We start from the raw sequence: 14,772 nt of genomic DNA, 5'->3' as shown, positions 1-14,772 counted from the left end.
GCACCTGATTAAGATCATAGTAAACAGTTTAAAGTCAGCGGCCAACAAAAATCCAATCGATTTACCCCAACAGCAGCTTAAAGCCTAAGGTTGGGGTTAGAACCGACAGTTTAGAATTGATACGTTACACTAACTCGCGCGTTAATAGGCTCACCCGTTGAAATATTATTATCGTTGTGAGCAGCAGGAAAATACTCTTCATCAAACAAATTTTCTAGGTTAAATTGAATTTTTGTTTTATCCGACAGATTATAATAAACCGCCGCATCAACCCGCGTAAAGTCAGGCAACTCAACATTATTGTTTAGCGAGGTGAATTGCTCAGCTTGATAAATCATACCTATGCCGAAGGCCCATTTATCTGATAATTGATAGCGATTCCACAAGGTAAACATGGTTTCTGGAATTTGACCTAAAGTACGATTATCAACGGTATTACTCACCACTCGTCCTGTTTCTTGCGCATCTAATTGGCTATAACCTGCGTTTATTTGCCACTTATCTGTGACATATCCCACTAGTTGCAATTCAAAGCCCTTGGTTTTGGTGCCAAGGACTAAAGACTTTTCTGGATTAGCCGGATCTGATGCGGTGCCGTTTTCCCGGCGCACCTCAAACAAAGCAGTGGTAAAACTCAAGTTATCACTAATATTCCACTTTAAGCCTACTTCACGATTTTCAAATTCCTCAGGTGCTAAGGCTTGAGTGCTCAAAGATAAGTTTAAAAACTGGTCACCGGAGCGAGGTAAAAACGAGCGACTTAAGCTCAGATAAAACGACAGGTCTTCACTTGGCTTGTAGATTGCCCCTAAACGAGGTGAAACTTCAGTATCAACCCGACCTAACAAGCCATTGTTTTGATCATCGGCACCGTTCGCAATCTCAATTTGATCTTCAACGCCAATATCAAAACGGTCATAGCGCAAGCCTGCCACCAAAATAAGCTGCGTATTTATCTTGATTTCGTCTTGAATAAAGAACGAACTAAAAACCACGTCAGATTCACTGTCTCTGACAAAATCGGTAAAACCAACAGCAGGGATTGCTAAAGGGTTTGAAAAACTGATGGTGATCTGATCATCATTGCTATCAACAAATAGGCTGTCTTTGCGATTATTTAACGAGTCTTGTTGACCATACTCTGCTCCGACTAAAACGGTATGTTCAACACTGGCGGTATCAAATTGTCCTACCGCATTAAATTGAGCGATAAGATTCTGACGTTGGGTTGCATCTTTGTAACCGTCTAGGGTCAGTGTATTAGCGAGCTCATCGAAGGCAGCGGCATATATATTCTGATAAGACTTATCGTAGTCAGAATATTGAACTGTGGTATTTATTGACCAGTTTTCTGTCAGTTGGTGGTCTAATTTAGCTCGCAATACATGAGCCTCAATACTGGACACATTGAGCGTGGGGTCGCCAAAAAACGTAGCGTTATGACCGCTCAATGGCTGACCATTAGCGGATGGAATTCCGCGGTCAACCGCTCTGTCATCATTGACGTATTCGTAAGAGACAATCAATTGAGTAAAATCATTAATCGCATTGCTGTATGTTGGGTTTACCGCAAAACGCTCACCATCATAATTATCGCGATGATTATTAAGCTGCTCATAGTAAGCGTTCATTCTGAAGGCTTGGTCTGCATCAATGGCTTGATTATGGTCAAGGCTCACTTGGCTGCCACCAAAGGTATCAATGAGGCCATTCATGGTAGAAAAAGTGTTTTGGCTGGTCGCGGTTTTAGTCACTCGGTTCACAATTCCGCCACCGCCGCCCCGACCAAATAATAAGGCATTAGCGCCTCGCATTATTTCGACCCGCTCAAGATTGTATAGTGGGCGATAATACTGAACATCATCGCGCAAACCATCGATAAAAAAATCAGCTGTGGTATTTTGTCCACGAATGGTCATTTGGTCGCGGTGTCCCTCTCCTTGGCCTACTGATGCGCCCGGCGTGTATTGCAAAATATCTGCAATTGAAGTGAATCCTTGCTCTTGCATCTGTTCTGCACTGAGCATAGACAAAGACTGAGGCACATTGATTAAAACCGTCGGAGTTTTTAAGCCGTCTGCATTTTCTTGGCCAAAATAAGCGCCTCTAACTGTAACCCGCTCAATCTCTTTTGCAGCAGCTAAGCCCATGCTAGACGTGCTAGCACTAGTAGCAAAGCTTGATTGGCCGTTAAACAGCAAAATGACAGATACAGATGCGGCAATAAATGAAGGTTTAAACATCGACTCTCTATGCTCCTAGTGGAAATAAACAAGACGCAATATTAATGCGGATGCAAATGATAGTCAATCTCATTTAGATAAAGAATATAAACAATTAACGTTAAATCACAGAAAAAATATAGCTTAGGAACAGAATGAACTAAGGATGTTCGTATAAGATGGAGCTGATCCGGTCATCTAAACAGAATCCGGATCGACTTAAAAGGAGAGCAAGAAATAGTAAGGCTTATGGTAAATTAGTCACAAAATCAGTCAATAATTGCACATTTTGCTCTAACTGTAACTCAATGCGTTTACCTAATAGAGGCATTAGTTTGTCTAAGCGGTCAAACTCAGTATGCCAGATATCACCCCATTTAGTCTCGCTACTGCGGTCACATGCACTCATGGCTTTATCTGAAAAACAATCCCATAGTTCGGCGGTAGTGGACTGTGAATAGCCATCGAACCCCTCTTTTCCATTTATCGCAAAATTGGTGGCTTCGATATAAGCAATGGGTACTCCCGCGCAAGCAAATGGTGCATGATCAGACCAACCGCCAGTCATCCCAGCAGGATATCCGGGAAACGCTGGATGCATAGAAAAAGGATTAGGCGTAAAAGAGCTTTGTGCTTGTTTAAGCAATTGGTCACGTAAACTTGCATCATTATTATATGATTCACTCGTATTAGCACATTCGTATGGTTGAATATGCGCACTATGAATATACAAGTTATCACCGCCGACAATCGTGTCTAAATTAATCATACCGACTAGCTTAGCCAGCTCTTCTTTACTGAGGGTTTGCACATAAGCTTTCGAGCCCAACAAGCCGATTTCTTCAGCGCCAAAGGCAATTAAACGTAAATTAAGCGCTAAATTTTGGTTCCGTAAATTGTGACTTAAGGCCAATAAGGCTGCCACACTACTGGCATTGTCGGTTGCCCCCAAGGAGCCTTCTTTTTCGCCCGTTGAGTCATAATGAGCAGCAATGATCAGGGTTTTCTCGGATTTACCTTTTATATCCACGATGACATTTCTCGACAGAGTATTATCGTTAATATTGAAGCTACTGGTATAAGGCTTAAATCCTTGAAGTATCCATTGGCGCTCAATGTACTCTGCCGTAAGTTGCTCGCCTTCTGATCCTGCTGGCCGGGCACCTATGCCTTGCTCTGAGGCAATATCAACTAAATAGTCCATCGCCTTGGGGGTCTGTGCAAGGGCAGTCGAACCACACACAAATAACGCTATACCTAAATATGAACTGAGTACTTTCATGTATTTAACTGACCTCAAAAAATAATGATTTTAGCGGCGCACTGCTACCGCTTTTATATTGAATTTGCCGCACATTATGCCGACCCGCTTAGGAGATACAAATTACATTTGTAACGAATTGGATCACTGCTATTTTTTTAACTTAATCCGCTAAATAGTATTCCACTGTTGACACAACTCTCACACTTTTAATATGTGGATTGTTTTTATCACGATTACTAATACTGAATTGTCCTTGGCTGGCTTGTTTTATTTTCCCCAGACGACTGTGAGAATCTGATGCAAATTTTTCTGCGACTTCGCGCGCTTTATTGGTCGCTTCTTCTATCATCTTGGGTTTGATTTCATTCAGTTGGGTGAAGATATATTCAACCTGAGCTTGATAATTATCACCGGTAAAAACAATGCCCTCCTTACCCAATTCTGACAAAGAGCTCATGACAGCACGCACCTTTTCGACTTCTTTTGAATATACTGTAATGGTTTGCACCGCGGTATAACGAAACTTAGCGTTGTTATCTCCCCCATATTGCTGCGCTGATTTATCCGTAATTGCTGGTGCACCAATACTTATTTCACTGGCATTGATAGCGTGCTCTTCTAGGAAGTTTTCTATTTTAAGGGTACTACTATCGACCAAGTTATAAAGTTTAGCTAAGTCATTTTCAGCAAAGGCAAATTGTATTGGCCAAATTACAATATCAGCGGGGTATTCTTGCTCAGACAAGCCCTTGACGGTAACGCTGCGTTCAAACTGTTTATATTCTAATGCGGCGGTTTTTAATAAATAACCTAAACCCAACAAACCGATAATGGCGCAAATACCAAGAATCAATGCCGCACTTTTACTGATGTTTTGCATCATTTATCTCCTTTTATACAGCTTTGTTGTCATAGACCCACGTTAGTGAACAAAGGTTCTGCTCATGAACATATTACCCTGCAGATTAGTCCAAAGCTTCATAGCCTAATGTTCAAAATATAAGGTGAGTTACGGCTGCTTTAGCTCAATTAAACTCATCGTGTTGCAGGGCCGAAAATCGCGGAATATTAAGCGCAATCGCGGCTAAACCAAATAACAAAATTAACATGGGATACCAGCAATAGGTCGAAATCTGCCAAGGTGATAGGCCCGAAATTGCTGCGGCCGCGAGAAGTTGGCCGCCGTAAGGCACTAAGCCTTGAAAACCACAAGAAAAAATATCTAATAAACTGGCGGTACGACGAGGATCCAGCTGGTATTGCTCGGCTAAATCTTTGGCAATAGGTCCGGCTGAAACAATGGCGATGGTATTATTAGCCGTAGATAAATCTAAAAAGCTGACCAAACCAGCAATACTCAACTCGGCCCCTTTGACTGACTTGATATGGCGAGTTAATTGGAACATTAACCAGTTCATGCCACCATAAGCTTGCATCAAGGCCACAAGGCCACCTATAACAAGCGCGACCATGGCAAGGTCCTGCATCCATCCTAAACCCTTTTGAATGCTTCGTAACATGGTTGGTACATCAAAACTACCGGTAATTAAGCCAATAGAAGCAGCAGAAATAATACCCACACCGAGCACTGCAATCACATTAAAGCCAAACAAGGCACAGGCTATAATCAGCAAATACGGTAGCACCAGCCATAAGTTGTAGTTGCTTTGTGAAAGTGCTGCTGAAGTGTCTATTTCAACAAAAAATAATATAAATACCGTGAGTAAAGCCGCGGGAGCAACAATAATAAAATTCGCCTTGAACTTATCTTTAAGTTTTACCCCTTGGGTGCGCGTGGCTGCAATCGTGGTATCCGATATAAATGACAAGTTATCACCAAACATAGCACCACCAATTACTATTCCCACCGCTAAAGGCACTGAAACGCCCAAGGGCTCTGCCAAGCCAATACCCACAGGAGTAATGGCAGTAATAGTGCCCATTGAGGTGCCCATGGCAAAAGAGATAAAACAGGCTATGACAAATAGCCCTGGTAATAAAAATGAAGTTGGCACATATTGCAAAGCCCAATTTACCGTCGCATCGCGCGCGCCAATATCGATAGTCAATGCATAAAAGGCGCCCGCTAACAAAAATATAATCACCAATAAAATAATAGTTTTTTCGCCACCGCCACGACAAAAAATGTCTATTTTTTCACTCATACTTAAGGTTTGTTTTTTATTGTTAAGCAGCAAAGCGTAGCCAGCAGAAATAAACAAGGCGACTAAAATAGGCATAGTGGAAAAATCTTGTGTCAACGCACCGGCTACTATTACCAGCACAACAAACAATAAAATGGGCGTAATGCCAACAAATTGTCTTTGAATATTAGCCCCTATATCTTGTATCATTTTCTATCGCTATCTTAATAATAATGGTCTATTGTCAAAGGCAAGTAGGTAACATGTCAATCTTGGCACCTTATTAATCTTCAATAAGGAAACTGCCATGGTATTTTTGTCTAGGGAGCATTAGATTCTCTATTTTTCTGGTACGAATAGAGTGAAGAACAGCTTTTCCAATAGTGAACTCGGCGCAGTAAATTAAACTGATTCAGAAGAGGCATTAATTTGAGCAACGCAGTAACGAGTAACATAGCGACACGTTTTTCAATGCCTTGGTACATCATCGCTTTTTTTAGTTATTTTCTTGGTGGTGTTTTATTATCAAATATTGCCACACAATCACAAATCGTCCCAATATGGATCCCGGCTGCCATCGCGTTGGTTGGCTGTTACATTTGGTGGTGGCGTTTTTTCCCAGCAGTGTTTATCGCCTCTTTATTATTTAATATCAGTACGCATAAAATCACTGGCCTGCCCCAAATCACTCCTGAACTGATGTTTGAAGGGCTGTTAATCTCCTCTGGCGCCACCTTACAAGCCATTGTCGGCAGCGCAATAATGCGATATTGGTTGGGTAATCCCCTGGCCTTAAAAACCGATCAACGAACGATTACCTTTGTCTTTGTGGTCGGTGTATTAGTAAACTTGATATCAGCCAATATCGGCGTGTTTGCCTTGAGTCAATTCAGTCCTTCCTACAGTGTTGAAAACTATTGGAATAACATGTTTTTGTGGTGGATGGGCGACTCTCTGGGGGTTTTGATTGGCTTACCTTTTATCTTAAGCCTCGTTCGTTTTACAACGCTCGCTCAGCAAACTCGCAAGAGTCGTTTATTAATCATCAATATCAGTTGCATATTGTTAGTCATGATATCCCTTAGCACGGTGTTCTTTTCTAAGTATAACTACAACAATGCCTTGGCTTTAGCCAAGCGTGAATTACAAACAATTGAAAATGGTGTAAACGGCGAAATAAGTAAAAACCAAGCGCAATTACAACAATTGGCACGCTTTTTACAAACTAACCCACAAGTCACTCGCCAACAATTCACTCAGTTCGCTGAAAAACTACTCACCAACAAAATTGCTATGAAAGCACTTTCATGGAACTCTGTTGTTGAACAAAATGACAGCGAACAATTCAAAGATGAGCTTAATGAAATTTATCAACGCCCGATATCCATCGTGGGTAAGCCTTTAGGCGAGGGTGATCCTCTGGTAGTGGTTAAGTACATTGCGCCTGAACAAAGTAACGAGGCGGCAATCGGCTTTAATGTTTATTCTAGTCCCGCCCGCAAAACAGCGTTACTTAAAGACCAAGATATTTTTGGTTTGCATGCCACGCCCATTATTCAGTTAGTACAATCAAGCAAAGCAATGCCTGCTTATTTGCTTTTTTCAGCGGTATTTTCTGAGCATACTAAACAAAGCTCTGTCCCTCAAAAAGCAGATATTAGAGGCTATGCAACAGGCGTTTTTTTGATTGACCAAATGTTAACTCAGGCCCTTCCTAAAGCACTCAGCGATATTTTTCATTATGAGCTTTTCGACCAAGGCAGTACTCAGGTTTTCGCAGGTAATACTCAAAAAGACATGATTTCCTTGCAAGATGAAGTCAACTTAATGTCTTTGAGTTTTAATATGTCTGGGCAAATTTGGCAAATGAATTTGGTGCCTAAAAGAGAGTTTCTTATTCATTATCAAAGTGATTTATCCACGCTCTTATACATTTTTCAGATAGTAATCGTGGCATTTTCAATGACCTTATTATTGCTGATGAATAATCGCCAATTTGTGCTTAACCATTTAGTTGAGCAGCGCACTAACGAGCTGGTATTAGCAAAACAAGAGGCCGATCAAGCTAATAAAGCTAAGGGTCAGTTTTTAGCCAATATGAGCCACGAACTACGCACGCCGTTAAATGCCGTGATTGGCTTTGCGCAACTAGCGAAAAAAACTGACAAAAGTGAGCAGTTACGGGCTTATATTAATAACATTGCCAGTGCCTCTGGGACCTTGCTTGCGCTGATTAATGACATACTCGATTTTTCAAAAATTGAGTCAAACAAACTAAGCCTAGAAACATCCCCCTTTGACATGGAGGCCTTAATCGGTCGAATTGATGTAATGTTTTCTGCCAATGCCAGTAATAAAAATATTGAATGGCGGATTGAAAACACATTACCCGCGCCCTTATGGTTTAAGGGGGATTCGCTGCGCCTTGAACAAATTGTGATTAATTTATGTGGTAACGCCCTTAAGTTCACTCAAAAAGGTAGGGTGACACTTCACTTTAGTGTGCAAAGTGAACAGCAGACTTATGCACCAGGCGCACAAGTTAACTTAAAAATTGCAGTAAAAGACTCAGGTATTGGTATGACCGAGCAGCAACAAGGCAAGTTATTTAATGCCTTTAATCAAGCTGATAACTCCACCACGCGAAAATATGGCGGAACAGGCTTAGGCCTTGCCATATCACTCAAATTGTGTGAATTAATGAAAGGCTCATTTGAGGTATCAAGCACACCTGAAGTAGGATCTATTTTCACTTTAAGCGTGCCACTAGAAGTCTGTTTACCAATTACCGAGGTAACTACCGCTAGCGACTTTGACATATCATCATTGCAAAATAAGAAAGTGTTAGTGGCCGAAGACAATGAAATTAATCAAATCGTGATCACTGAAATGTTAAAGCATTTAGGCCTCAAAGCAGTGATTGTTGAAAACGGACAGTCAGCCGTTGAAGCGGTAAACGAGTGTCTCTTCGATGTTGTTTTAATGGATTGCCAAATGCCTATATTGGATGGTTATCAAGCCACGACACAAATACGTGAGCATTTTAATCAGCAACAATTACCCGTAATAGCCTTAACCGCCGATGTGACGCACGAAAGCAAAGAAAAAGCTGAAATGGCAGGATTCAATGCACATTTAAGTAAGCCAATCAGCTTAGAAAAGCTGACGGCCTGCTTACTTAACGTTTTGGCAGAGAACAAAAAAAGCGAGCTCTGACACCAGCAATTTAAATAAGCGCCGCCAGTTCTGCCCCTTGTCTAATCGCGCGTTTGGCATCAAGCTCCGCCGCCACATCTGCGCCGCCAATTAGGTGAGTGCTAATATTGTTAGCTAACAGGCCCTGTTGCAGTTCACGCAAGGGCTCTTGTCCTGCACACAAAATAACATTGTCTACAGCCAAACAGCGTTCAGTACCCCCGACGATTATATGCAAACCCTCATCATCGATACGCACATACTCAACACCCGGCATCATTTGCACGTTTTTACGCTGCAGGCTAGCGCGATGGATCCAACCAGTGGTTTTACCCAAGCCTTTCCCCACTTTAGTCGTTTTACGTTGGAGTAGAAATATTTCACGATCTGGTGGTGCTATATCCGCCTCCATAAGTGCACCAGCATGCTGATAGTCAGTATCAATGCCCCACGATTTTAACCATTCTTGGGGTTTTAAGCTTAGAGAGTCATGTTCGACTAAAAATTCAGCCACATCAAAACCGATACCACCAGCACCGATAATCGCCACTGATTTGCCCACTGCTTTGTTATCGCGCAGCACGTCGAGATAGTTCATGACTTTGGGATGATCAGCACCGGGCAGATTAAGACGACGGGGTACAATACCCGTGGCCAAGATAACGTGAGCAAATTTTCCAGCAGCGAGACTTTCTGCACTCTGTTCATTCGACAGATGAAGATGAACACCGGTCTGCGCTAGTCTATTGGTAAAATAGCGTATGGTTTCATTAAACTCTTCTTTACCTGGTATACGTTTAGCGTAGTTAAACTGGCCACCAATTTCGCCTGCTTTATCAAACAGGTGCACTTCGTGTCCGCGTTCTGCCGCATAGCAACTGAAGGCTAAGCCAGCAGGCCCAGCCCCCACCACCGCTAATTTTTGTTTATGGGTGGTTAGTGGAAAATTTAATTCCGTTTCGTAGCCAGCGCGAGGATTAACTAAGCAGCTTGCGCGTTTCTTCTGAAAACTGTGATCAAGGCAAGCTTGGTTGCAGGCAATACAGGTATTAATTAATTGACTATTACCCTGTTTGGCCTTGCGCATAAAGTTTTCATCGGCTAAAAATGGTCGTGCCATTGAAACCATATCAGCATGACCTTGCGCTAATACACTTTCAGCTACTTCTGGTGTGTTGATGCGATTAGACGTAATTAACGGCAAACTAACTTCGCCTTTCATACGCTGGGTCACCCACGTAAAGGCAGCTCGCGGTACCATAGTGCCGATAGTGGGCACTCTCGTTTCGTGCCAACCAATACCGGTATTAATGATGGTTGCGCCGGCTTCTTCTATCATCTTGGCTAGGGCAAGGACTTCAGTCCAATGACTGCCACCTTCAACCAAATCCAACATCGACAAGCGATAAATAATAATAAATTTTTCACCAACCCTTTGACGTACTGCACGCACTATCTCAATGGCAATTTTCGCGCGATTAGCAAAACTACCGCCCCACTCATCATTGCGTTGATTGGTGCGTTCACACAAAAATTGATTAATAAAATAGCCCTCTGAGCCCATGATTTCAACACCATCGTAACCGGCAAGCTGAGCCAGACCAGCGCAGTTGGCGTAATCTTTAATAGTGCTATAAATACCGCGCACCGAGAGTGCTTTAGGCTTAAACGGCACGATGGGTGATTTAAGCGCTGATGGGCCCACACTAAAGGGATGATAACCATAACGACCAGTATGCAAAATTTGCATGCATATTTTTGTATCATAACGATGCACCGCTTCGGTAATAACTTGATGATCTTTGGCATGTCCTTTGTTTGCCATGCGCGCTGCAAAGGGGAATACACAGCCTTGTCGATTAGGGCTGATACCGCCGGTAACAATCATGCCAACGCCACCAGCCGCTCTTTCAGCGTAAAACGCCGCTAACTTTTCATGCCCCTTTTTTTCTTCCTCTAAGCCGAGATGCATTGAGCCCATTAATACGCGGTTAGCAAGTGCAGTAAAACCGAGATCAAGCGGAGTAAAAAGATGGGGAAAATGAGGAGACTGAGACATATTGTTCCTAGCTTACTTGGTCAAGATACCCGCAGTTTATGCGTAAACCTAAATTAATGTAATAAAAAATAGCCACGCAGTAGGATGAATCAATTGGGCTTATTGCTACTTAGCCGACGGTGAAAACAACCTTGATGCTTTAACCCGCTCAAATAGTTCAATGCGACCCATTGAATCTAATATCGAATAGCATACAAGAGTTTTAACTAGTGAGGTTTGATGCGTGCTGAACAAACTGTTATTGGTCTTGTAAAAATAAACTAAAACTTTAATTGAAAAAGGCAGCTTAAAGTCGTAACAAAGCTGCCGTTTAAAGTGTAACTAAAAACGCATTATAAGCAGCAATGCGCTTTTCAGCTGCCATTTAAATCGCTCTAGGCGGGGTTTTAGTGCCATTAGTTGATATTAACGGCGGTGTTTTCGTGCCGTTAGTTGATATTAACGGCGGAGTTTTAGTACCGTTAGTTGCCATTAACGGTGGGGTTTTAGTGCCGTTGGTTGCTGCAATAGCGACACTTGAGACCACTGAAAGTGTGGCGATAGCGATGGCGATAATGAGTTGCTTTTTCATTTTGTTACTCCGTTAAGTTAGTAAATGTGGATTTGATTCCACATTTTTACTATTAACACAGTAACTAAAATTATGCTTGTTTTAGGCTTGCAAACTCGCTTTGCGTTGTATTTTTATCGCTTCACGTACGACTAACCAGAGCACCCACACCGCCAAAGAGTGCATGATGTATTCATAACTGTTGTAGATATAGAGCGCTTTTATTTTCAGTAAGTGACGCACTAAAAACTCGATAATCATGGCACACTCAACCACACAGGCAACCCAAATCGTTTTATACACAAACCAATCTAAGCGCAAAATAGACGCCCCACTATTTAAGTAATAATTAAGCCCATGGGGACGATACATCAGCAATTGCCTGACAATTAAACTTAAACTTATTTTGAAAAAATAAAAATAGATTTGCGGCGCTGGGTAATCGGTTTTGTACCAGTAAACCTCAGCAATTAAGGTAATAAATAACAGCAAAGCAATGGGTATAGCCAATTTGTCGTGACGACAAAAATATAAGCTTACGATGGGGACCGTAAAAGCAAATGCGGTATAGATTAAGTTGTTATTGAGGGTTAAAAACGCAGTATTTACTAAGGTGTTTTCGACCAGTAACAATATACAAACCGTTTTTATGTTGATGTCATAGCGAAAAATAAAGGCAATCACGATGAAACTAATGGTACTAATCGAGTCAAAAAATAGTGGTTGACCAAAACTATAGATACCCAACAAAACACACAAACTAGCCAGTAATGCGTTTGATAAAGGTATCAGCAGGTGTTTACTGAGCAACACTAGAAACCAAAGTATTTGGTGATAAAGACTCTAAAGCTAAATTCAGTTTCGGCATCAATATATTGTTCACATATTTCATGCCATCTGCGTATCGTATCGATACTGATGTTCTCAATGGTGCCTTGTTTTTCATTTTCGATTGCCGATATTGTCTCGCGGCTTACACCTAAGAACTCTGACATTTGAAGTTGTGAATAGGGCGTAGTTTTACGCAATGCCTTAAGCAATTTTCCATCAAATTTGTGTCGCCTACCCATACATCCAACCAACTGGGTTATTTAATACTCTTTAAAAACTATCTTAATTATCGATTTAGGTAAAGTTTATATTTCAATATTTTAATCGTAACAAAATATATTCGACGTACTTGAAGATACTTATGTGCCTCACACTATTTTTACCAACTACAATATGACACGAGGGTTGGCGTAAGCTTGTAGTGAATATCACAGATTGATGCTTCTTGCTTAAGTCTGAGTTTGCTTATTGGGCGCAGAGCTACTCAACAAGAGCATATAACGCCCGAGAAACACACTTTAACAGTTGCTTATTTAATGCCATTGTCTAGTCACTGTAATAAAAAATTACATTTGAAAATGTAATCCCAGCGCAATATTAGATACGATGTCGTACTTATTTTTTTATTGGTAACTCACTGTTATGTCGTCAGGAAGTAGTTGGACAAAGTCACTCTTTGTCGGTTTATGGTCAATCCTAAATTTTAGCCGCAAATTATTTTTTAATCTTATTTTTATCCTGCTTTTTATTGGCTTTTTGTCAATTCTAATGAAAGACAATAACAAAATAATCGTACCCAATGATTCTGCCTTAGTACTAAAACTGGCCGGCAGTATTGTGATTGAAAAACGCGGTGTTGATCCTTTTGAAGAATTTATGCAAGAGGCCTTTGAAAATGACAATCAAGACAATGAAATTTTATTGCAAGATGTGTTGCTTACCATAGAAAATGCCAAACAAGACAACCGCATCAAAGTCCTAGTGCTCGATCTACAGCAGCTTTCTGGGGCAGGCTTAGACAAATTAGAGCAAATTTCTCAAGCCTTAGAAAACTTTAAAGAAAGTGGCAAGCCGGTTTATGCAATCGGTGACAATTACAGCCAAAACCAATATTATTTAGCGAGTCATGCTGATCACCTCTACCTGAACCCAATGGGTTTTATGTTATTTGAGGGCTACGGTCGCTTTCCCACCTATTACAAATCTGCTTTAGAAAAAATAAAAGCGCAAACTCATGTGTTTAAAGTTGGCACCTATAAATCTGCCATAGAGCCCTATATTCGTGACGATATGTCTGAAGCCGCAAAAGAAGCTAACCAAGCTTGGCTCAGTGCAATGTGGACACAATATAAAAACAATGTGGCTAAAGCACGTAATTTATCACCTCTCAATTTTGACGAAAAACTCGAAGACTTCATGGTTAAGTTCGAGCAAGCAGGTGGGGACTTTGCTCAATATGCCCTGCAAAATGGGTGGGTTGATGCACTTAAAACACGAGATGAAGTGCGTCAAGAATTGATTGATCTGGTGGGCACTAATGAATCCGGTATGAGTTTCAAACAAATCAGTTACCGTAACTATCTAAAGATCATCAGTCCTTCACTCCCGCATTTGCCGAATGATATGGATAAAGTCGGTATTGTGGTGGCCAAAGGTACTATTTTAAACGGTATCCAAAAGCCCGGCGATATTGGCGGTGATAGCACCGCTGAGTTGCTAGTAAAAGCGCGTTTAGATGATTCAGTTAAATCCGTTGTCTTGTATGTAGATTCTCCGGGCGGTAGCGCATTTGCCTCCGAAATCATTCGTCAAGAAGTGGAAAATTTACAAAAAGCTGGCAAGCCGGTAGTGGCTGTAATGAGTACTTATGCCGCATCTGGCGGTTACTGGATATCGGCGGGTGCTGACCAAATCTGGGCCGCACCTAGCACTATTACCGGCTCAATTGGTATTTTTGGTATGTTTCTTACCTTTGAAAACACCTTAGATTATTTGGGCGTACATACCGATGGTGTAGGTACTACGGATTTTGCTGGATTTGGCATTACTAGAACACTTGATCCAAGAATGGGCCAAATACTGCAACGTGGTATTGAACATGGTTATGATCAATTTATATCCTTAGTCGCGGATAAACGTGATATGAGCAAAGAGCACGTGGATACTATCGCGCAAGGCAGAGTATGGATTGGTGAGACAGCTAAAGAGCTTGGTTTAGTTGACGAAATCGGTTACTTAGAAGATGGTATTAAGGCCGCAGCTCAATTAGCCAGTCTAGAACGCTATGATACCCAATACATTCAACGCTCCTTGTCGAGCCGCGAAATGTTTTGGAAAGAATTATTTGGTCAAGCTACCGTGTTAATGGATGGAGCGTTTAAAACCAAGACCCAGAGTCCATTTATGGCATTTGTTAAAGAACTCACTGTGGACATAGATACCGCAGCGAAATTCAATGATCCAATGGGTGTTTATTCTTTCTGTTTAGAATGTAGTTTATAAGTAAA

10 protein-coding genes are annotated in these 14,772 nt (G+C 41.4%); 2 read left to right on the top strand and 8 right to left on the bottom strand.

The genetic code is table 11. The features are described 5' to 3' along the window. Positions 1 to 110: 110 nt before the first annotated feature. From ABKW31_RS03950 to ABKW31_RS03935, 4 genes are all read right to left on the bottom strand, one after another. Positions 111 to 2,243, bottom strand: coding sequence for a TonB-dependent siderophore receptor (locus ABKW31_RS03950; RefSeq protein WP_348614898.1), 2,133 nt, complete (start codon positions 2,241 to 2,243; stop codon positions 111 to 113). 226 nt (positions 2,244 to 2,469) lie between these two features. After that, positions 2,470 to 3,504 carry a M20/M25/M40 family metallo-hydrolase gene (locus ABKW31_RS03945; protein ID WP_348614897.1) on the bottom strand — a complete coding sequence of 345 codons (1,035 nt, stop codon included), beginning with the start codon at positions 3,502 to 3,504 and terminating at the stop codon, positions 2,470 to 2,472. Positions 3,505 to 3,646: 142 nt separating this feature from the next. Continuing rightward, positions 3,647 to 4,366, bottom strand: coding sequence for an SIMPL domain-containing protein (locus ABKW31_RS03940; RefSeq protein WP_348615195.1), 720 nt, complete (start codon positions 4,364 to 4,366; stop codon positions 3,647 to 3,649). Positions 4,367 to 4,511: 145 nt separating this feature from the next. Continuing rightward, positions 4,512 to 5,840, bottom strand: a complete 1,329-nt coding sequence (locus ABKW31_RS03935; protein WP_348614896.1) for a Na+/H+ antiporter NhaC family protein — start codon at positions 5,838 to 5,840, stop codon at positions 4,512 to 4,514. Positions 5,841 to 6,059: 219 nt separating this feature from the next. On the opposite strand from ABKW31_RS03935, the gene ABKW31_RS03930 reads away from it, so the two are divergent. Beyond that, positions 6,060 to 8,846, top strand: a complete 2,787-nt coding sequence (locus ABKW31_RS03930) for a CHASE domain-containing protein (protein ID WP_348614895.1) — start codon at positions 6,060 to 6,062, stop codon at positions 8,844 to 8,846. A 10-nt stretch (positions 8,847 to 8,856) separates the two neighbouring features. Here the strand turns inward: ABKW31_RS03930 and ABKW31_RS03925 are convergent, their stop codons facing one another. The 4 genes from ABKW31_RS03925 to ABKW31_RS03910 form a co-directional block, all read right to left on the bottom strand. Beyond that, entirely contained in the window at positions 8,857 to 10,884 is a 2,028-nt protein-coding gene (locus ABKW31_RS03925) for an NADPH-dependent 2,4-dienoyl-CoA reductase (protein ID WP_348614894.1), read from the bottom strand. 364 nt (positions 10,885 to 11,248) lie between these two features. Next, positions 11,249 to 11,455, bottom strand: a complete 207-nt coding sequence (locus tag ABKW31_RS03920) for a hypothetical protein (protein ID WP_348614893.1) — start codon at positions 11,453 to 11,455, stop codon at positions 11,249 to 11,251. 81 nt (positions 11,456 to 11,536) lie between these two features. Further along, positions 11,537 to 12,244 (bottom strand): hypothetical protein, encoded by a 708-nt coding sequence (locus tag ABKW31_RS03915; RefSeq protein WP_348614892.1) that lies wholly within the window; start codon positions 12,242 to 12,244, stop codon positions 11,537 to 11,539. 2 nt (positions 12,245 to 12,246) lie between these two features. Further along, entirely contained in the window at positions 12,247 to 12,504 is a 258-nt protein-coding gene (locus ABKW31_RS03910; RefSeq protein ID WP_348614891.1) for a helix-turn-helix transcriptional regulator, read from the bottom strand. A 403-nt stretch (positions 12,505 to 12,907) separates the two neighbouring features. On the opposite strand from ABKW31_RS03910, the gene sppA reads away from it, so the two are divergent. After that, positions 12,908 to 14,767, top strand: coding sequence for a signal peptide peptidase SppA (sppA, locus tag ABKW31_RS03905; RefSeq protein WP_348614889.1), 1,860 nt, complete (start codon positions 12,908 to 12,910; stop codon positions 14,765 to 14,767). The last annotated feature ends 5 nt before the right edge of the window (positions 14,768 to 14,772 follow it).

Source organism: Paraglaciecola sp. 25GB23A, assembly GCF_040012495.1.
Classification (GTDB): Bacteria; Pseudomonadota; Gammaproteobacteria; order Enterobacterales; family Alteromonadaceae; genus Paraglaciecola.
This window is presented reverse-complemented; position numbering and strand designations above follow the sequence as displayed.

Excerpts from the sequence above, each read along its gene's own strand:
- ABKW31_RS03950 (WP_348614898.1), bottom strand. The coding sequence starts at position 2,243 with ATGTTTAAACCTTCATTTATTGCCGCATCTGTATCTGTCATTTTGCTG.
- ABKW31_RS03945 (WP_348614897.1), bottom strand. The coding sequence starts at position 3,504 with ATGAAAGTACTCAGTTCATATTTAGGTATAGCGTTATTTGTGTGTGGT.
- ABKW31_RS03940 (WP_348615195.1), bottom strand. The coding sequence starts at position 4,366 with ATGCAAAACATCAGTAAAAGTGCGGCATTGATTCTTGGTATTTGCGCC.
- ABKW31_RS03935 (WP_348614896.1), bottom strand. The coding sequence starts at position 5,840 with ATGATACAAGATATAGGGGCTAATATTCAAAGACAATTTGTTGGCATT.
- ABKW31_RS03925 (WP_348614894.1), bottom strand. The coding sequence starts at position 10,884 with ATGTCTCAGTCTCCTCATTTTCCCCATCTTTTTACTCCGCTTGATCTC.
- ABKW31_RS03920 (WP_348614893.1), bottom strand. The coding sequence starts at position 11,455 with ATGAAAAAGCAACTCATTATCGCCATCGCTATCGCCACACTTTCAGTG.
- ABKW31_RS03910 (WP_348614891.1), bottom strand. The coding sequence starts at position 12,504 with ATGGGTAGGCGACACAAATTTGATGGAAAATTGCTTAAGGCATTGCGT.
- sppA (WP_348614889.1), top strand. The coding sequence starts at position 12,908 with ATGTCGTCAGGAAGTAGTTGGACAAAGTCACTCTTTGTCGGTTTATGG.